At 61.7% G+C, this 17,204-nt stretch carries 19 protein-coding genes and 1 tRNA gene; 9 read left to right on the forward strand and 11 right to left on the reverse strand.

Annotation, left to right across the window (positions count from 1 at the left end; translation table 11 throughout):
* Positions 1-39: 39 nt before the first annotated feature.
* The 5 genes from ACR1XV_RS06495 to ACR1XV_RS06515 all read left to right on the forward strand — a co-directional run bounded on the left by ACR1XV_RS06495 (position 40) and on the right by ACR1XV_RS06515 (position 3,864).
* Positions 40-1,131, forward strand: a complete 1,092-nt coding sequence (locus ACR1XV_RS06495; protein WP_480529574.1) for an SPOR domain-containing protein — start codon at positions 40-42, stop codon at positions 1,129-1,131.
* Positions 1,128-2,135 (forward strand): beta-N-acetylhexosaminidase, encoded by a 1,008-nt coding sequence (gene nagZ, locus ACR1XV_RS06500; RefSeq protein ID WP_480529575.1) that lies wholly within the window; start codon positions 1,128-1,130, stop codon positions 2,133-2,135. The genes ACR1XV_RS06495 and nagZ overlap by 4 nt, the downstream gene beginning before the upstream one ends.
* Positions 2,125-2,919 (forward strand): segregation and condensation protein A, encoded by a 795-nt coding sequence (locus ACR1XV_RS06505; RefSeq protein ID WP_480529576.1) that lies wholly within the window; start codon positions 2,125-2,127, stop codon positions 2,917-2,919. Before nagZ ends, ACR1XV_RS06505 begins: the two co-directional genes overlap by 11 nt.
* The gene (gene scpB / locus ACR1XV_RS06510) at positions 2,912-3,559 is read left to right on the forward strand and encodes an SMC-Scp complex subunit ScpB (protein WP_480529577.1); all 648 of its coding nucleotides are present in this window, start codon (positions 2,912-2,914) and stop codon (positions 3,557-3,559) included. The genes ACR1XV_RS06505 and scpB overlap by 8 nt, the downstream gene beginning before the upstream one ends.
* 65 nt (positions 3,560-3,624) lie before the next feature.
* Positions 3,625-3,864: a hypothetical protein gene (locus tag ACR1XV_RS06515; RefSeq protein ID WP_480529578.1), complete on the forward strand. Its 240-nt coding sequence runs from the start codon at positions 3,625-3,627 to the stop codon at positions 3,862-3,864.
* A gap of 3 nt (positions 3,865-3,867) precedes the next feature.
* On the opposite strand, the gene ACR1XV_RS06520 is transcribed toward ACR1XV_RS06515, so the two are convergent.
* The 8 genes from ACR1XV_RS06520 to ACR1XV_RS06555 all read right to left on the reverse strand — a co-directional run bounded on the left by ACR1XV_RS06520 (position 3,868) and on the right by ACR1XV_RS06555 (position 9,191).
* The gene (locus ACR1XV_RS06520) at positions 3,868-4,947 is read right to left on the reverse strand and encodes a 2'-deoxycytidine 5'-triphosphate deaminase (protein ID WP_480529579.1); all 1,080 of its coding nucleotides are present in this window, start codon (positions 4,945-4,947) and stop codon (positions 3,868-3,870) included.
* A 61-nt stretch (positions 4,948-5,008) separates the two neighbouring features.
* Positions 5,009-5,085, reverse strand: a tRNA-Pro gene (locus ACR1XV_RS06525).
* A 61-nt stretch (positions 5,086-5,146) separates the two neighbouring features.
* Complete coding sequence (locus ACR1XV_RS06530) at positions 5,147-5,719, reverse strand: MerR family transcriptional regulator (RefSeq protein WP_480529580.1); 573 nt, start codon at positions 5,717-5,719, stop codon at positions 5,147-5,149.
* 18 nt (positions 5,720-5,737) lie between these two features.
* The gene (gene ihfA / locus ACR1XV_RS06535; protein WP_008755922.1) at positions 5,738-6,040 is read right to left on the reverse strand and encodes an integration host factor subunit alpha; all 303 of its coding nucleotides are present in this window, start codon (positions 6,038-6,040) and stop codon (positions 5,738-5,740) included.
* A gap of 96 nt (positions 6,041-6,136) precedes the next feature.
* Positions 6,137-7,108: a beta-ketoacyl-ACP synthase III gene (locus ACR1XV_RS06540; protein WP_480529581.1), complete on the reverse strand. Its 972-nt coding sequence runs from the start codon at positions 7,106-7,108 to the stop codon at positions 6,137-6,139.
* Positions 7,109-7,132: 24 nt separating this feature from the next.
* Entirely contained in the window at positions 7,133-8,218 is a 1,086-nt protein-coding gene (gene plsX, locus ACR1XV_RS06545; protein WP_480529582.1) for a phosphate acyltransferase PlsX, read from the reverse strand.
* A gap of 24 nt (positions 8,219-8,242) precedes the next feature.
* Positions 8,243-8,449: a 50S ribosomal protein L32 gene (gene rpmF / locus ACR1XV_RS06550; RefSeq protein WP_037316137.1), complete on the reverse strand. Its 207-nt coding sequence runs from the start codon at positions 8,447-8,449 to the stop codon at positions 8,243-8,245.
* A 205-nt stretch (positions 8,450-8,654) separates the two neighbouring features.
* Positions 8,655-9,191: a YceD family protein gene (locus ACR1XV_RS06555; protein ID WP_480529583.1), complete on the reverse strand. Its 537-nt coding sequence runs from the start codon at positions 9,189-9,191 to the stop codon at positions 8,655-8,657.
* Between the two features lie 85 nt (positions 9,192-9,276).
* Here ACR1XV_RS06555 and ACR1XV_RS06560 point away from each other — a divergent pair, with 85 nt between their 5' ends.
* The 3 genes from ACR1XV_RS06560 to ACR1XV_RS06570 all read left to right on the forward strand — a co-directional run bounded on the left by ACR1XV_RS06560 (position 9,277) and on the right by ACR1XV_RS06570 (position 12,461).
* Complete coding sequence (locus ACR1XV_RS06560) at positions 9,277-9,753, forward strand: outer membrane protein assembly factor BamE (protein WP_480529584.1); 477 nt, start codon at positions 9,277-9,279, stop codon at positions 9,751-9,753.
* A gap of 96 nt (positions 9,754-9,849) precedes the next feature.
* Positions 9,850-10,584, forward strand: coding sequence for a GNAT family N-acetyltransferase (locus tag ACR1XV_RS06565; protein ID WP_480529585.1), 735 nt, complete (start codon positions 9,850-9,852; stop codon positions 10,582-10,584).
* A 68-nt stretch (positions 10,585-10,652) separates the two neighbouring features.
* Positions 10,653-12,461, forward strand: a complete 1,809-nt coding sequence (locus ACR1XV_RS06570) for an ABC-F family ATP-binding cassette domain-containing protein (RefSeq protein WP_480529586.1) — start codon at positions 10,653-10,655, stop codon at positions 12,459-12,461.
* A gap of 171 nt (positions 12,462-12,632) precedes the next feature.
* Here ACR1XV_RS06570 and ACR1XV_RS06575 read toward each other — a convergent pair whose 3' ends face one another.
* The gene (locus ACR1XV_RS06575) at positions 12,633-13,388 is read right to left on the reverse strand and encodes a 3-hydroxyacyl-CoA dehydrogenase (RefSeq protein ID WP_480529587.1); all 756 of its coding nucleotides are present in this window, start codon (positions 13,386-13,388) and stop codon (positions 12,633-12,635) included.
* 181 nt (positions 13,389-13,569) lie between these two features.
* On the opposite strand from ACR1XV_RS06575, the gene ACR1XV_RS06580 reads away from it, so the two are divergent.
* Positions 13,570-14,379 carry a hypothetical protein gene (locus ACR1XV_RS06580; protein WP_480529588.1) on the forward strand — a complete coding sequence of 270 codons (810 nt, stop codon included), beginning with the start codon at positions 13,570-13,572 and terminating at the stop codon, positions 14,377-14,379.
* Between the two features lie 77 nt (positions 14,380-14,456).
* On the opposite strand, the gene tyrS is transcribed toward ACR1XV_RS06580, so the two are convergent.
* Positions 14,457-15,701, reverse strand: coding sequence for a tyrosine--tRNA ligase (gene tyrS, locus ACR1XV_RS06585; RefSeq protein ID WP_480529589.1), 1,245 nt, complete (start codon positions 15,699-15,701; stop codon positions 14,457-14,459).
* Between the two features lie 81 nt (positions 15,702-15,782).
* Positions 15,783-17,051: an MFS transporter gene (locus ACR1XV_RS06590; protein WP_480529590.1), complete on the reverse strand. Its 1,269-nt coding sequence runs from the start codon at positions 17,049-17,051 to the stop codon at positions 15,783-15,785.
* Between the last annotated feature and the right edge of the window lie 153 nt (positions 17,052-17,204).

Raw genomic sequence — 17,204 nt, forward strand, 5'->3', positions numbered from 1 at the left:
ACAATATCGCCCGAACCGCCGGTACGAGGTAGGCAAGAAATGACCCGCGCGCCACGTTTTAAGGCGCAATCGGGCGGTGAGGCGGATATGGCACGTTACGATTACTCGGGGCAGGCAGGCCCCGAGCAGATGCATTACACGAATCAAGCGCATCCCGAGGATGCGTATGACTATTCCGACGAAAGCTATGTCTATGACGAGGCCCCGCGCGCAAGCGCAGGGCTGGGTCGTATTGTCAACGTGCTGGGGGCGGTTGCATCTTTGGCATTGGTCGCAGGCGTTGGTGTCTGGGGTTACAAGCTGGTGATGCGGGATGTCAGCGGCGTTCCCGTGGTGCGCGCCGCCGAAGGGCCGATGCGCATCCAGCCGGAAAATCCGGGCGGAACGCCCGCTGACCATCAAGGGCTGGCGGTCAACACCGTGGCCGCCGTGGGATCTGCTGCAGCTCCGGCTGACCGGCTGATCCTCGCGCCGCGCCCGGTGTCGCTGACTGACGAAGACAAGCCGATGGGTGTGCCGCAGGCGAGAAACGCCCTGCATGTGGTCGAGGAACCGGCCTCGGATCAGGCGGCTGTGAATGCGCTGGTCGAGGGGCTGGCCGCTGAAATCCAGCCCGAACAGACGCCCGAGCAGGGTGTGCAACTGGCTGCGTTGGTGACGCCCGAGGAAGAACCGGCGATTGATCCGGTGGATTTTGCCGCTCAATTGCCTGATCCGAAGATCGCGGCGCTGCCTGGTGTGCGACGTTCGCTGCGCCCGCATGTGCGCCCGGCGCGGGCGACCCCCAGCTCGGTTTCATCCAGCAGCGCCACCGAGGCGGCCATAAATGCTGCCGTCAAGGCTGCTGTTGGTCTGGATGTGGACCCGAACGCTTTGCCCAAGGGAACGCGGTTGGCGCAGTTGGGGGCGTATGAAAGCTCGGACGTGGCGCATGCGGAATGGGCACGCCTGAATGACAGGTTTGGCGAATATATGGATGGAAAACAGCGTGTTATCCAAAAAACCTCGAGCGGTGGTCGTACCTTCTATCGCTTGCGCGCCATGGGGTTCGATGATCTGAGCGACTCGCGCCAGTTCTGTGCTGCGCTGGTGGCGCAGGGGGCTGACTGTATCCCGGTCGCCGTCCGGTGAGCTTTGGCGCGGTTATCACCGACGCAGAAGGGCTGCGCCTGACATCCGACGAAAAGGCCTTATTCAAGGAAATGAACCCGTTCGGGTTCATTTTGTTTGCCCGAAATATCGAAAGCGCTGATCAGACGCGTGCCCTGTGCGAGGATTTTCGCGAGGCTGTGGGGCGCAACTGCCTGATCACAGTGGATCAGGAAGGTGGCCGGGTGCAGCGGCTGCGAGCGCCTATGGCGCGCGAATGGATGCCGCCTTTGGATCATGTCGCCCGCGCCGGGGATCAGGCGGAACGGGCGATGTATCTGCGCTATCGCCTGATCGCGCATGAATTGCTGGGGTTGGGGATCGACAGCAACTGTGCTCCGATGGTCGATCTGGCCCGCGAAGACACCCACGCGTTTTTGAAGAACCGCTGCTATGGCTCTGATCCGAAACAGGTTTCTGCGATTGGCCGGGCAGTTGCGAACGGTCACATGGATGGCGGCGTCCTGCCGATTATCAAGCATATGCCGGGCCATGGCCTGTCGACGCTCGACAGTCATCATGACCTGCCGCATGTGGACCTTGCGCTGGAAACACTTGAGCACGCCGATTTCGCCCCGTTCCGTGCGCTCAATGACCTGCCGATGGGGATGACGGCGCATCTGGTCTATGACCGGATCGACCCTCAGCCCGCGACGATCTCTGCGGCGATGATGACGCTGATCCGCGAGCGTATCGGCTTTGACGGATTGATCATGACCGATGATATCACGATGAAGGCTCTGCAAGGCGCGCCTGCCGATCTGGCGCGTCAGGCGCTGGACGCCGGGTGTGATGTGGTTTTGCACTGTAACGGGGCGTTTGACGAACGCGCTCAGGTGCTGGACGCCGCCGGTCAGATGTCTGATGCGGCACAAGCCCGCGCAGATCGCGCGCTGGCGCTGCGCCAGCCACCGCAGGAACTTGACATCCAGGCCGCCGAGGCGGAACTATCTGCCCTAATGGGCGGGCAGGTATATGCAGGATAACCTTTTCAGCGAAGATCCGGTCTCGGTCGCGGATCGGCTTGCCGCCGAGGCGTTGATCGTCGATGTGGACGGGTTCGAGGGCCCGCTGGATGTGCTGCTGACCCTGTCGCGGACGCAGAAGGTAGACCTGCGCAAGATCTCGGTGCTGGCGCTGGCGCAGCAATACCTGACCTTTGTCGAAAAGGCGCGGCAACTCCGGATTGAGCTGGCCGCCGACTATCTGGTCATGGCGGCGTGGCTGGCCTTTCTCAAGTCCCGCCTGTTGCTGCCGCCCGACCCCGATGACGAAGGCCCCTCGGGCGAGGAACTGGCGGCGCATCTCGCGTTCCAGCTGGAACGCCTGCAGGCCATGCGCGATGCCGCTGCACGACTGATGGCACGCGATCAGCTGGGCCGTGATTTCTTCAAACGCGGGCAGGGCGAAGACGTCACCCGCATCCGCACCGTGACCTATTCCGCGACGCTGCTGGACCTGATGCAAGGCTATGCGCGCATCCGCACGCGTGACGAATTCCGCCCCTTCGTCATGGATCGCGACGCCGTTTTCACGATGGAACAGGCGCTGGAACGGATGCGCCCTCTGATCGGGTTTGCTGGCGCTTGGACGGATATGGAAACCTATCTGCCCGACGGCTGGGACGCCGATCCGGTGCGCCGCAGGTCCGCCACGGCGGCGACCTTTGCGGCCTCGCTGGAACTGGTGAAGGAAGGACATATGGAGATCAAGCAGAGCGAGACCTTTGCCCCGATCCATCTGCGCAAGAGGACCGAAACCCGTGACTGACGCCCCCGAAGAAACCGGCACCCTGTTCGAAGCGCCCCCCTTGGCCGAACAGGAACGTATGGTCGAGGCCGTGCTGTTCGCCAGCGCCGAACCGGTGACCATCGCCGATCTTGAGGCGCGGATGCCTCATGGCAGCACTGCCGCGCAAGCTGTTGAATCGCTTCAGAAACGGTACGAAGGGCGCGGCGTACGCGTGGTGCGTGTGGGCGAAGCCTGGGCAATCCGCACGGCCCCTGATCTGGGCTTCTTGATGCAGAAGGAAACCGTCGAGACCCGCAAGCTGAGCCGCGCCGCCATCGAAACGCTGGCGATTGTGGCCTATCATCAGCCCTGCACCCGCGCCGAGATCGAGGAAATTCGCGGCGTGTCCGTTTCGCGCGGGACCATTGATCAGTTGCTTGAGATGGAGTGGATCAGGCTGGGCCGTCGCCGCATGACGCCGGGTCGTCCGGTGACATTTGTCGTGACGCCCGAGTTTCTGGATCATTTCGGGCTGGAAAACGCCCGCGACCTGCCGGGTCTGAAAGAGCTGCGCGCTGCTGGTTTGCTGGAAAACCGACCTCCGCCCGGAGCGGTGCCGCTGGGGGAAGGGCAAGAGGAAGAAGACCAAGATCAGACCGAGCTGTTCGAGGAAGAGTGATCGCGCAGCCCTTTTATTGCCGCAGAACCTGCCTATTCTAGCGCGCAGGAAACGGAGTTAAGCGAATGAATGCCAATCGGATCATCGATATGATCGTGCGTCAGGTGATGGGCCGTCTTGTAAACCATGGGGTCGACAAGGGGATTGATATGGCCAGCCGCGTGGGCCGTAAACCTGACCAGTCAGCGGGCGCTGGCAGCCCGGAAGCTGATCGCCAGATGCATGAGACCGCCGCGCGCCAGAAACAGGGTGCAAAGCAGATGAAGCAGGTGTCCCGTCAGATGCGCCGGTTCATGAAGTTCTGACGATTAGCCTACGGGCTTGAAATGTTTGGACAGTTTCAGGCCCTGACCCTGATAGTTCGAGGCAATGCCAGCGCCATATAGCTGCGTCGGCATCTCGGCCATTTTCTCATAGACCAACCGTCCGACAACCTGTCCGTGTTCCAGCACGAAGGGTGCTTCGTGACAGCGTACTTCCAGTACGCCGCGTGACCCCGCGCCACCGGCCTCGGCATGACCGAAGCCGGGGTCGAAGAAACCAGCATAGTGCACCCGGAACTCGCCTACCATAGCCAGATAGGGGGCCATTTCGGCGGCATACATGGGCGGGATGTGGACCGCTTCGCGGCTGACGAGAATGTAAAACGCGCCGGGATCGAGGATGATGCGCCCGTCCTTCGTGTGCACCTCTTCCCAGTATTCCTGCGGGTCGTATTCCCCGATCCGGTCCAGATCGATCACGCCGGTATGGGGTTTGGCGCGATAGCCGACCAGATCTGTGTCGGGCAGTTGCAGGTCAACCGAAAAGCCCAGCCCGTCCTGAATGACGGCGGGCCCGTCTACCAAAGGAGTCTGGCCGTGCAGCGCGGTCAGTTCTGTGTCACTCAGCACCGCCTGACCCTTGCGGAACCGGATCTGGTTCAGCCGCATCCCCGGACGCACCAGAACCGAAAACGAGCGCGGGCAAATCTCGGCATAAAGCGGACCGGTATAGCCTGCGGGGACGCGGTCGAACTCGGTCCCGCCATCGGTGATGGTGCGGGTCAGCAGGTCCAGCCGCCCGGTCGAGCTTTTGGCATTGGCCACCGCGCTGACGTCATCGGGCAGGGCCAGCGATTCCATCAGCGGCACCAGATAGACGCAGCCCTTTTCCAGAACCGCGCCGTCGGTGATGTCGATGCGGTGCATCTCGAATTCGGCCAGACGGTCGGAAACCGAGCGGCCTTCACCCGCCAGAAACGAGGCGCGGACGCGGTAAGCCACTGTTCCCAAACGCAGATCAAGACTGGCCGGTTGCACCTGCGCGGGGATGACATCGGGGCTGGCGGTGATCTCATCACGCGCAATCATCGCCTCAAGCTGCTGATTTGGGCAAACACCTGTCATCTCGATCCCCTCTGATGCCAGAGCGGGATCTGGCCTATGTGCCATAAACGTCGGTGTGATTTGGTCGGGCTAGCAGGACTCGAACCTGCGACCTTCCGTCCCCCAGACGGACGCGCTACCAGGCTGCGCCATAGCCCGACGTTGAGGTGTTCATAAAGACTTTCCCGGCAGGGGCAAGAGGAAATCATCGCCTTTTTTGCTATCCCGCCGCGTGGTTTTCGACCCGGTCCAGCCACCGGCGCAGGTCCTTGGCGATGGGTGCGATCTGATGCAGCAGCGCATCGTCATATTCGTCCCGATTCCACGCCAGCGACGTGATGCCCCCCATCAGCGGAGCCGCGTCGACTTCATCCGGTTGCCGGGATGGTTCCGGGGCTGCCGCCACGGCGGGTTTGGCGGGCTCGCCCAGATCCATATTGATCTGATCCGCCGGTTCTGCGGGTTTGGCCGTGAAAGGGATAACCGTGCTGTCGACGATCGGCTCGGACCCGGTGCCGTCCAGAGCAGGGGACAGCGACGCCACATGCGCTACGCCTTGCTCGCGCAGGATGCGCTGAACGCCTTTGATGGTGATCCCGTCCTCGTGCAGTAATTTCTTGATGCCGCCCAGCAGCCGCATGTCATTGGGGCGGTAGTACCGCCGCCCCCCGGCGCGTTTGACCGGTTTGACCTGCGTGAACTTGCTTTCCCAGAATCGCAGCACATGAGCCTGAACTCCGAGCCAATCCGCAACTTCACTGATGGTGCGAAATGCGTCGCGAGACTTACTCATAACACGGACGTCCTGACCTTACTTGCGGTTCCCGGCGGCGACGCGATCCTTCATCAGGTGCGACGGGCGAAAGGTCAGCACGCGGCGCGGCTGAATTGGAACTTCTTCACCGGTTTTGGGGTTGCGGCCGATGCGGGCGGTTTTGTCCCGAACGCTGAAGGTCCCGAAAGACGAAATCTTGACCTGCTCGCCACGCACCAGCGCGTCGGACATATGGTTCAATACGCTTTCGACCAGTTGCGCGCTTTCGTTGCGTGATAGGCCAACCTCGCGAAAGACGGCCTCGCTCAGATCCATTCGGGTCAGTGTTTTGTCGCCCATGCTTTTTCCCCTGTTGATGGGCAAGCATATGGCGATGCAAAATTCGCTGTCAATATCAATGAATTGCGGGCGGCTTTGTAAGCCGGATTGTGCCGGTTACCAGCGCAGGGCAACCGCGCCCCAGGCCAGACCTCCGCCGATTGCCTCGGTCACGATCAGATCGCCTTGCTTGATCTGCCCGCGCTCTTTGCCAACGGACAGGGCCAGCGGGATCGATGCGGCCGAGGTGTTGCCGTGGTCCTGAACGGTGACGACGACGTTGTCCATCGGCAGGCCCATTTTCTTGGCGGTGCCCTGAATGATGCGGATATTGGCCTGATGCGGCACGATCCAGTCGACGTCATCACCGGTCAGTCCGGCGCGTTCCAGCGCGATTTCGGCAGTTTTTGCCAGTTTTTCAACGGCATGGCGGAAGACCTGATTGCCCTGCATCCGCAGGTGCCCGGTGGATTGGGTCGACACGCCGCCATCTACATAGAGAAGATCCTTATAGCGCCCGTCCGAATTCAGATCGGTTGCCAGAATACCGCGATCGTCGGGCGTGCCTTCGCCTTCCTGTTCTTCCAGCACCAGCGCGCCCGCGCCATCGCCGAACAGCACACAGGTCGACCGGTCGGTCCAGTCCATGATTCGCGAGAATGTCTCGGCCCCGATCACCAGCACGCGCTTGGCCTGACCTGACAGGATCAGCGCGTTGGCGTTGCTCAGCGCAAAGACGAAGCCGGCGCAGACCGCCTGCACATCGAAGGCAAAACCTTTGGTCATGCCCAGTCGGGCCTGCACCATGGTGGCGGCAGAGGGGAAGGTCAGGTCAGCGGTCGAGGTCGCCAGCACGATGGCGTCGATATCATCCGCGGTCAGCCCCGCATCGGCCAGCGCGGCCTCGGCGGCTTTGGTGGCCAGATCGGATGTGGTTTCACCCTCGGCGGCGAAGTGGCGACGCTCGATTCCGGATCGGCTGCGAATCCACTCGTCCGTGGTATCCAGCGTTTTTTCGAATTCCGCGTTCGGTACGACACGTTCCGGCAAATAATGCCCGACACCTACAACAACTGAGCGGCCTGCCATGCTGGGGTACTGCCTTTTTTGTTATTATTCCGATTGAGACACGGAATGGGCCGCATCTTGTGCAAGCGCGGCTGTTGATGCAACCCGTGCTGCCAATTTTTCCGAGAAACCGGATTCGGCCAGTGTAAAGGCCAGTTTGACCGCCGCCGAAACGCCGGTCGCGTCTGCTCCGCCATGGGATTTGACCACGGTGCCGTTGAGCCCTAGGAAGACGCCGCCATTCACCTGACGCGGGTCGATCCGTTTCTTCAGACGGTTCAGCGATGTGATCGCAAGGACCGAGGCCAGACGCGAGAGCGGAGAATACTTGAATGCCTGGCGCAGAAGGTCTCCGATCAGGTTAGCGGTGCCTTCGCCGGTTTTGATCGCGACATTGCCGGTGAATCCATCGGTGACGATTACGTCGGCCTTATCGCCGGGAATGTCGCTGCCTTCGACAAAGCCCACAAATTCGAAATTCGCCTGATCCGCGAAGTCCGAGATCATGGCGTGGGCCTCTTTCAACTCGGCCCGGCCTTTGTGTTCCTCGGTGCCGACATTCAGCAGCCCGATGCGCGGACGGCCAAGCGCCATGCCGTTGCGCGCGTAAGAGGCCCCCATCAGCGCGTATTGCAGCAGGTCCTTGGCGTCGGCGCGCACGTCTGCACCAACGTCCAGCATCACGTTGAACCCCTGCGGATTGCGCGAGGGCCACAGGATCGCAATCGCAGGGCGGTTCACGCCGGGCAGTTTGCGCAGACGCAGCATCGACATCGCCATCAATGCGCCGGTATTGCCGCACGAAACCGCGCCATGGGCCTCGCCCGAGCGCACCGCCTCAAGCGCCGACCACATCGAGGTGTTCTTGCCGCTGCGCACCACCTGACTGGGTTTGTCATCCATCGTGACAACGTCGGGGCAATCACGAAAAACGACGCGCCCGTCAAGGACACGCCGTTTGGAAACCAGCTTGCGCAATTCCTGTTCCTGACCGTGCAGGATGAACCCGATATTGGGGTTCTTGTCCGCAGATTTGGCAATGCCCGCCACAACGACGGCAGGGCCCGAATCTCCGCCCATAGCGTCAACCGAGATGGTGATCCGTCCGGTTTGCGTGGGCTGATCCGTCATGCCTTGGCCTGCGTCCAATCAGGCTTAGGCCGCGTCTTCGTCCAGGTCGATTTCGTCGGCCTGAGCGACGACTTCACGGTCATCATAGTGGCCGCAGGACGCGCAGACGTGGTGCGGGCGCTTCAGCTCACCGCAGTTTGCGCATTCGTTCGGGTTTGCAGCAACCAGAGCGTCATGTGCGCGGCGATTGTTGCGGCGCGACTTGGAAACTTTGTTCTGTTGGACGGCCATGGTCTCAACCTTTGTCTGATATGGGCCAGCAGATTCGCCGCCAGCCGGGTTACGTTCTTCGTTTTCTCGTGGTTTGACGCGCGTTTAAGGGGCTTGCCCCGCAATGTCCAACCCAAAATCCAATGAGCGCGCGAAAATACTGCGATTCTCGGCATGTTCAAGCGGTTTTTCTGGCCGCCTGCTATGACAGGAAATCAGCCCCCTGTCACTCGTCTTTTTTCAGCGCATCGCGCAGCCCAGCCAGACCGGCGAAGGGCTTCACGTCCTCGTCCGTCATCGCCTGTTTGCCCGGCTCGGTATAGTCCGCCTGACCCAGTTCGGCCCCGTCCTTGCGGGGGTATTGGGGCAGGGCCAGCGACAGCGCCTCGACCATGATCTGCGCGGGGTCGATCTCGGTGCCCAAGGGCTCGGTCTCGTCGCCTTCGGGGATTTCGAACTCGGGCTCGTCCGGGTCGGTCCAATCGGCCAGAAACACTCGAGTCACGGGGGTATCGATGCGCGTGGTCACCGGTTCCAGCGTCACAACGCACGGCTGGATCACCGTCGCGCCCAGTTTTGCCTCAAGCACCCAGTCGCGCTTGCCTTGCGCACGCAGCGCGCCCACAAAGCTCAGCTTGCGCAGGCCCTGCAGGCCAAGTTCCAGCTTGATCGCCTCCAGCGCCTCGCCGGTCGGGCGCAGTTCGAAGGGCGTCGGTGCGTTTTGCGGCAGGTCGGTGACGCGCAAAGATGTCGGGTTGCTCATTCGTGAGGTTTTCCTGTGTTGAACCGGGGCTGCGGTTTGATGTAATCGGATAGGGTCCGCAAGGGGCCAAGGCAAGAGGGTGTGCATGTTGATGGGTGTGAACAGGGTGAAACCGGCGTCGAAAACGCTTGTCTTTGCGGCCTGTCTGGTAATCGCGGGCGCATGTTCGCCGGTGTTCAAGAATCACGGCTACGTGCCGCCGCCCGAGGATCTGGCCAAGATCAAGGTCGGTGTCGATACGCGCGAAACAGTGGAAGAGGCCATCGGCGCGCCCAGTTCTGCCGGTCTGGTCCGGGACTCGGGCTATTATTATGTCGCCTCGCGCATCCGCACGTCGGGCGTCCGGCGGCCCGAGGTCGTCTCGCGCCGGCTGGTCGCGATCAGCTTTGATCAGCGCGGCGTCGTGCGCAATATCGAGCGGTTCGGCCTTGAAGATGGCTATGTCATCGTGCTGGACCGCCGCGTGACCGATTCCAACGTCGAGGACAAAGGGTTCCTGCGTCAGCTGCTTGGCAATATCGGCAACTTCAACCCGGCAAACATCCCCGGGGCCACCAACTAAATCGCCCGGACCTCTTGCAGAGGTCACGCGTTCGTCACACCTGTTATGGTAGGGCAGGACAAGACGAACGGTCAGCAACCGCATAAGGGGGCGATGATGGCTGAGCTGTTGAACAAAGGCCGATACCGGGCCCGGCTGGCCGGGTCTGCGCGGGATGTGGCCGCGGCGCAGGCGCTGCGGACGCTGGCGTTCGGAACGTCGGGCACGGATCGCGATATGTATGACGCCCAATGTGCCCATGTTCTGATCGAGGATATGCGGTCCGGTGGGCAGTTGGTCTGCTGTTTCCGTATGCTGACGATGCAGGACGGCTCGGAGATCGGGTGCAGCTATTCGGCGCAATTCTACGATCTGTCCGCTTTGAACGGGTTTTGTGGTCCGATGGTCGAGATGGGCCGGTTCTGCATCCACCCCGATTGGACCGATCCCGACATTCTGCGCGTGGCATGGGGCGCGATGACGGCCTATGTGGATCAGAACGGCATCGAAATGCTGTTTGGCTGTTCTTCCTTCGCAGGGACCGAAACAGACGAGTATCTCGACGCGTTCGCCATGCTCAAGCATCGTCATCTGGCGCCCAAGCGCTGGCTGCCGCGGGTCAAAGCGCCGGACGTGTTCCGCTTTGCCGCCCGTCTGCGGCGCAGGCCGAACGTGAAACAGGCGATGCTGCGGATGCCGCCCTTGCTGCGGACCTATCTGATGATGGGTGGCTGGGTCAGCGATCATGCGGTTGTGGATCGGCATATGAACACCCTGCATGTGTTTACCGGGCTCGAGATCGGGGCGATTCCCGCTGAACGCAAACGTCTGTTGCGGGCGGTGGCCGGGTGATTTGAGTATTTATGAAAAGGTGAAGCAGGGGCGTTGACGCCTTGTGTTCACCGGTTTAGCTGGCGGACATGGCGAGAATTCCTTTGTTGCAGATGTCCGGTATTTCCCTGACCTTCGGGGGCGATCCGGTGTTTTCCGATCTTGATCTGGTGGTTCAACCGGGCGACCGCGTGGCGCTGGTCGGGCGGAACGGGTCGGGCAAGTCGACCCTGATGAAAGTGATGGCTGGTCTGGTCGAGGCCGATCAGGGGGATATCGTGATCCCGCCTGGAAAATCAGTCGGTTACATGGAGCAGGACCCGGGGATGGAGGGGTTCGCGACGCTGGGCGACTATGCATCAAGCGGGTTGGAGCCGGGAGAGCTGTATAAGGTCGAACGCGCCGGAGAGGGGCTGAAATTCGACCCCGAACGTGCAGTCGAGACCGCCTCGGGCGGCGAGCGGCGGCGGGCGGCGCTGGCCAAGCTGATGGCTGAAGCACCGGATCTGATGCTGTTGGACGAACCGACCAATCACCTGGATATCGAAGCGATTGCATGGCTAGAACGCGAGCTGGGCGCCACCCGGGCGGCCTATGTTCTGATCTCGCATGACCGGGCTTTTTTGCGCGCGCTGACGCGGGCGACCTTGTGGATCGATCGCGGCGTTGTACGGCGGCAGGAGCAGGGGTTCGAGGCCTTTGAGGGCTGGCGCGACAAGGTCTGGGAGGACGAAGATCAGCAACGCCACAAGCTGAACCGTCTGATTAAGTCCGAGGCGCGGTGGGCCGTCGAAGGCATCAGTGCGCGGCGTAAGCGTAATCAGGGCCGGGTGCGCGCCCTGCAGGCGCTGCGGGCCGAGAAGGCGGCGCAGATCAAACGTCAGGGATCGGCTGCTATGGCGTTGGAATCCGGTCCAAAATCGGGACGCAAGGTGATCGAGGCCAAAGGTGTGACCAAGGCGTTTGGCGCACAGCAGATTGTGCGTAACTTTGACCTGCTGGTGCAGCGCGGGGATCGAGTGGCCTTTGTCGGGCCTAACGGGGTGGGCAAAACCACACTGTTGAAGATGCTGCTGGGTCAGATGGAGCCGGACGAGGGCAGCGTCTTGTTGGGCACCAACCTTGAAATTGCGGTGTTCGATCAGGCGCGTGCGCAGTTGGACCCCGAGATGACGCTGTGGGACAGTCTGACAGGTGACCCCGAGATGCGGGTTTCCGGCAAGGCCGATCAAGTGATGGTGGGCGGTCAGCCCAAGCATGTGGTGGGGTATCTCAAGGAGTTTCTGTTCGACGATGCGCAGGCAAGAGCGGCTGTTAAGTCCTTGTCTGGTGGGGAAAAAGCACGGTTGTTGCTGGCCAAATTGATGGCGAAGTCGTCGAACTTGCTGGTGCTGGACGAACCAACAAACGATCTGGATGTCGAGACGTTGGACCTGCTGCAAGAGTTGCTGGACGACTATGACGGGACCGTTCTGCTGGTCAGCCACGACCGGGACTTTCTGGACCGCGTGGCCACCACGACCATCGCGATGGAGGGCAACGGCCGGGCCACGGTTTATGCCGGAGGCTGGTCCGACTATATTGCTCAACGTGGCGACTTATCTGAGAAAAAAGAAGATAAAACAAAGGCATCAAAGCCAAAGGTGAAGCAAGAGGCGAAGCCGAAAGCAGGGTTGTCTTTCTCGGAACGACACCGGCTTGAAAAGCTACCCGCCGAGATCGCGCGGCTTGAGGCCGAGATTGCCAAGCTGGAAGAGTTGATGTCGGATCCGGACCTGTTCTCGCGTGAGCCGGTGAAGTTCCAGAAGGCGACTGAAGCGTTGGTTGAGCGGCAGGAAAAACTGTTGGCGGCTGAGGAAGAGTGGCTGACTCTGGAAGAGAAGGCCGAAGCCGGTTGAGTTCGTTTTGTACGTCCGCGAAACGGTGGTTTGTTTGAATTGTACAAATTTTCAGCCGCAGAGACTCCGGTTTTGCCAACGGTTTGTTAACCGATCCATGTGATGTGTCGGGTACCAAATCGGAGACCGTTCTGTGGCCGGCGGTTCGGGGCGCTGGTCCGGTCTCTCGGCTCAGCGCATCCGCAATGCGCCGTCGATGCGGATGACCTCTCCGTTCAGATAGCCCATCTCGACGATGAACCCGGCCAGTCGTCCGTATTCCCGCGGGTCGCCCAGGCGGGCGGGATTGGGGACGTCGGCGGCAAGCTGGTCCTGCACTTCTTGCGGTAGGCCAGACAGCATCGGGGTCATGAAGATGCCCGGGGCGATGGCCATGACGCGGATGCCGGTTGAGGCGAGATCGCGCGCCATCGGTAGGGTCATGCCGACCACGCCGCCCTTGGATGCGGCATAGGCAGCCTGACCTTTCTGGCCGTCGAAAGCGGCGATGGAGGCGGTGTTGATGATCACGCCGCGCGCGCCGTCGGGGTCGGGGGCGTTGCGGGCCATCTCGGCGGCGGCGAGACGCGAGACGTTGAAGGTGCCGATCAGATTGATGTCGATGGTGCGCTGGAAGGCGTCCAGCGGGTGAGGGCCATCTCGGCCAACGGTCTTTGCGCCGATGGCGATCCCGGCGCAGTTCACGGTGGCGGTGATGCGCCCCATTTGGTCCTTGGCCTGCGCGATGGCATTGGCGACCGAGGCTTCGTCGGTGACATCGGTCTGGGCGAAATACCCGCCGATCTCGACCGCGACCTGCGGGCCACGCTCGGCATCGCGGTCGAGGATGGTGACCTGCGCGCCCTGTTCGGCGAAATAGCGGGCGGTGGCTTCGCCCAGACCGGACGCGCCGCCGGTGATGATCGCTGCGGTGGTGGATAGCTGCATGGTCGCTCCTCCCAAGGATTTGAACAATTGTTCATTAAACGGATCGCCGGGGTGCTGTCTACTGTTTTGAGGGTGTCTGGCCTGTTGGGGAAGGCTCGAACTGACAGTTCACGGTCGGGTCGCTGTTTCGTGAATGAACAACCCGTGGGCCGGGCGTGTTTGGTTTTCAGGAGGTACCGATATGGTGATGTTAACGAATGCGAAGCGCACACTGGGCGCGATTGTTGCGGCTCCTGTCGTGGGGGTGATGATGGCGGGCAGCGCGGCGGCTGCCACCGAGGTATGCGATGGGCGGGTTGCACGCGATCTGGCCAACGCAGGGGATTATGCGGGGCTGTGCGATTGTGCGCAGGTGACGCCGAGTTTCCTCAAGCGGCTGCAGAGGCGGTCGGATTTCGAGACGGTTCTGGGTGTGACCGGGGCGCAATGCCCGGGTCTGGCGGGGCTGTTGACCGATCTGCCCACGGCGAGCATCGCGGCGGCGTCGCCGCGGGGCGAGGATCGCAACTCGGACCCGAATGAGTTTGACGGCGGGCCCGGCGGCGATACTGGCGGCGGTGGCGATACCGGTGGCGGTGGCGATACCGGTGGCGGTGGGGATACTGGCGGTGGTGGTGATACTGGCGGCGGTGGAGATACCGGCGGTGGTGGTGATACCGGTGGCGGTGGCGATACTGGCGGCGGTGGCGATACTGGCGGCGGTGGAGATACCGGCGGCGGAGATACTGGCGGTGGTGGCGATACTGGCGGCGGTAAGCCGGGCGCTGAGAAGGATGGTCAGGCCCGCGCTGAAAAGGCCAGAGCTCGGGCCGACGCGGCGCGCGACAATGCCAGAGCCAAAGCGGCCGAAGCCCGATCCAGAGCCGAAGCGGCCCGGTCCGGGTCCAGAGGAAACGGTGGCACTGGCAGCCAGAGCAACAATGGAAATGGCAACGGGCCCGAAGGCAGCAGCCCCGGTCAGGGCAACAATGCCAATAATGATGAAGGGTGAAGGCAAGCCTAAGCAGTAACGCGGACAAGAAACGGCCACCGATCAGGGTGGCTGTTTTTCGTTTCTGCTGTCTGGGTTTAGCCCAGCTGCACCAGCGCGTGCCGCTTTTTGCCCGCGCTCAGCTTGATCGGTGAGGACAGCGCGCCCGCGTCGATCATCAGGCCGGCATCGGTCAGGGGGGCGTCGTCCAGCTTGGCTCCGTTCTCGGCGATCAGGCGTTTGGCCTCTTTGCCCGATTTGGCGAGGCCGGATTTGACGATGATCTGCACGATCGAAGCGGGCAGGTCGGCGGCGTTCAGCGTCAGGGTCGGAAGGTCCTCGCCCACGCCACCTTTTTCGAACACTTCGCGGGCGGTGGCCTCGGCCGTTGCGGCGGCTTCGGCCCCGTGCAGCAGGGTGGTGACTTCGTTGGCGAGGCGAATTTTGGCCTCGTTGATCTCGGACCCTTCCAGCGCGGCCAGACGGTCGCATTCGTCAACGGGCAGTTCGGTGAAGATTTTCAGGAACCGGCCCACATCGGCGTCAGTGGTGTTGCGCCAGAACTGCCAGAACTCGTAGGCCGACAGCATGTCGCCGTTCAGCCAGATCGCTCCGCCCTGCGATTTGCCCATCTTGCGGCCATCGCTGGTGGTCAGCAGCGGCGTGGTCAGGCCATAGATTTCCTGATCCAGCACGCGGCGGGTCAGGTCGATACCGTTGACAATGTTGCCCCACTGATCCGAGCCGCCCATCTGCAGAACGCAGCCATAGCGGCGGTTCAGTTCCAGGAAGTCATAGGCCTGCAGGATCATGTAGTTGAATTCGAGGAAGCTAAGCGACTGCTCGCGGTCCAGACGCGATTTCACGGATTCGAAGGACAGCATCCGGTTGACCGAAAAATGCCGCCCTATATCGCGCAGGAAATCGAGGTAGTTCAGGCTGTCCAGCCATTCAGCATTGTTCAACATCAGCGCTCCGGAGGCGCTGTCATCATAGGACAGGTACTTGGCGAACACATTCTGCATTCCGGCGATATTGGCGTCGATCTGTTCGGGGCCCAGCAGGGGGCGCTCGTCCGAGCGGAACGAGGGGTCGCCCACCTTGGTGGTGCCGCCGCCCATCAGGGTGATCGGTTTATGGCCGGTTTTCTGCAGCCAGCGCAGCACCATGATGTTCATCAGGTGGCCGACATGCAGCGACTGTGCGGTGGCGTCGTAACCGATATAGGCCGTCTGCACCCCGCTGATCAGCGCGTCGTCAAGGCCCTGATAATCGGTGCAGTCGGCGAGAAAGCCGCGCTCGATCATCGTGGCGATGAAATCCGATTTGGGGTGGTAGGTCATATCGTGCCCTTTGGGTTGATGTTGCGGGGCACTGTATAGGCGGCGGGGTGGGTAAGGAAAAGATGCGTTTTTCAGCCGCTGTCAGGGCTTTTTCTGCGCGGTCGTCGCGGGCAGGCCCATGGCATAGGCCATGGCTGCCAGATTGAGCGCCGCCAGCGCAAAGATCGGCGTGATCGGATCGTGCAGATGCGCCACCGCGCCGAGGATGGCGGCAAAGACGATCCCCACCAGCCCGGCACTGACATCGCCGAGGGCGACGAGGTAGGGGCGCTCTTTTTCGTCCGTCATTTCAATGACGTAGAGGTAGCGGCCATAGATCACTCCGTTGCCGCCCAGCGACAGAAGGCCGATCACCAGCGCGTAAAGCTGGACGTTCTGGGCATAGCCCATCAGCGTGAAAGCCAGCGCCATCAGCGCTGAGGCCGCCGAGATCAGGCAGCCCATCCACATCACCGGTTTGACCGAGATGCGGCTGCTGAGCCAGCCCCAGACCAGTGATCCGATCACCATTCCGGCGCTGGCGGCGATGACGAAATAGCTGAGCGAGTGTTTGGTGCCCACGTGATAGGTGGCGGCGTGGATGGTGTAGAAAGGCATCGCCAGTTCGACCGAGATGAAGATCAGCCGCGCCAGCAGGAATTTGCGATACCACGGGTAGGCCATGCCGGTTTTGAACCCGGTCGCCAGTTCCGCCAGCGGTTTTGGCTTGGCGGTGGGTTTGGGGACAGGCCGGTCGTCTTCAAAGATGCGCACCCCGGCAAAGCTGATCCCGGCGGCGAACATGGCGAAGACGCCACACCACATCACGACGATATGGCGCTGCATGGGCTGGTCCGAGACCAGAAGGTCTTTGGTAAGCCACACCACCGCGATGGCCAGCGCGCCCGAGATCGTGGCCTGCGCAAATACCATGCGGTTGCGTTTGTGGTCGGGAATCGAAACGCCGTAAATCTGGCTGGTGCCGAGGCTGGTGATGCCCTGACACAGGCCCATCACAATCGCCGTGGTCAGAAAGAGCAGCACCACCAACAGTTGCGGAAGTCCGGTCGCGAACAGCGCCACGACGGACAGGATCAGCGCGGTCAGCAGGTTGGGGATATAGACCGCCAGCTTGGCGCGGGTGACGCGGTTGACGAAGGGTGAGACGAAGATTTCCGCGATCAGCCGCGCTGCGGTGACGAAGGGCAGAAGCAGGCTGGCGACGAATGTGGGGGCCCCGAGCGCCAGATAGAGGAAGGGCAGGACAAGGCGGGGATTGACCAGTTGCCCTCCGATCGTGGAGAGCGCGCCGGACCAGAAGATCAGCTGATAGTTGCGGTTTTCCACCGGGGCTGTGGTGTTCTTTTCCATGTCTCGGCGCTGTGTTCTGTCAGATGCATCAGGGGTTTCTTGCGTCATATTACATAAGTTCAGAAATTGGCTTGCGAAAATCTTGCCCATGGGCGTGCCTTTGCAGAGTCTGTGACCGAAAAATACCGGCTTTGCGGTGAATGCGTCTTGTCA

The organism is Ruegeria sp. AD2(2025), assembly GCF_056542385.1.

What these genes read in the sequence shown, in the direction of transcription:
- ACR1XV_RS06590 (WP_480529590.1), bottom strand. Translation starts at nt 17,051, where the DNA reads ATGGAAAAGAACACCACAGCCCCGGTGGAAAACCGCAACTATCAGCTG.
- ACR1XV_RS06520 (WP_480529579.1), bottom strand. Translation starts at nt 4,947, where the DNA reads ATGACAGGTGTTTGCCCAAATCAGCAGCTTGAGGCGATGATTGCGCGT.
- ACR1XV_RS06540 (WP_480529581.1), bottom strand. Translation starts at nt 7,108, where the DNA reads ATGGCAGGCCGCTCAGTTGTTGTAGGTGTCGGGCATTATTTGCCGGAA.
- tyrS (WP_480529589.1), bottom strand. Translation starts at nt 15,701, where the DNA reads ATGACCTACCACCCCAAATCGGATTTCATCGCCACGATGATCGAGCGC.
- rpmF (WP_037316137.1), bottom strand. Translation starts at nt 8,449, where the DNA reads ATGGCCGTCCAACAGAACAAAGTTTCCAAGTCGCGCCGCAACAATCGC.
- ACR1XV_RS06560 (WP_480529584.1), top strand. Translation starts at nt 9,277, where the DNA reads ATGTTGATGGGTGTGAACAGGGTGAAACCGGCGTCGAAAACGCTTGTC.
- ACR1XV_RS06495 (WP_480529574.1), top strand. Translation starts at nt 40, where the DNA reads ATGACCCGCGCGCCACGTTTTAAGGCGCAATCGGGCGGTGAGGCGGAT.
- ACR1XV_RS06565 (WP_480529585.1), top strand. Translation starts at nt 9,850, where the DNA reads ATGGCTGAGCTGTTGAACAAAGGCCGATACCGGGCCCGGCTGGCCGGG.
- ACR1XV_RS06505 (WP_480529576.1), top strand. Translation starts at nt 2,125, where the DNA reads ATGCAGGATAACCTTTTCAGCGAAGATCCGGTCTCGGTCGCGGATCGG.
- plsX (WP_480529582.1), bottom strand. Translation starts at nt 8,218, where the DNA reads ATGACGGATCAGCCCACGCAAACCGGACGGATCACCATCTCGGTTGAC.
- ACR1XV_RS06575 (WP_480529587.1), bottom strand. Translation starts at nt 13,388, where the DNA reads ATGCAGCTATCCACCACCGCAGCGATCATCACCGGCGGCGCGTCCGGT.
- ACR1XV_RS06515 (WP_480529578.1), top strand. Translation starts at nt 3,625, where the DNA reads ATGAATGCCAATCGGATCATCGATATGATCGTGCGTCAGGTGATGGGC.
- ACR1XV_RS06580 (WP_480529588.1), top strand. Translation starts at nt 13,570, where the DNA reads ATGGTGATGTTAACGAATGCGAAGCGCACACTGGGCGCGATTGTTGCG.
- ACR1XV_RS06555 (WP_480529583.1), bottom strand. Translation starts at nt 9,191, where the DNA reads ATGAGCAACCCGACATCTTTGCGCGTCACCGACCTGCCGCAAAACGCA.
- ihfA (WP_008755922.1), bottom strand. Translation starts at nt 6,040, where the DNA reads ATGGGCGACAAAACACTGACCCGAATGGATCTGAGCGAGGCCGTCTTT.
- ACR1XV_RS06530 (WP_480529580.1), bottom strand. Translation starts at nt 5,719, where the DNA reads ATGAGTAAGTCTCGCGACGCATTTCGCACCATCAGTGAAGTTGCGGAT.
- ACR1XV_RS06570 (WP_480529586.1), top strand. Translation starts at nt 10,653, where the DNA reads ATGGCGAGAATTCCTTTGTTGCAGATGTCCGGTATTTCCCTGACCTTC.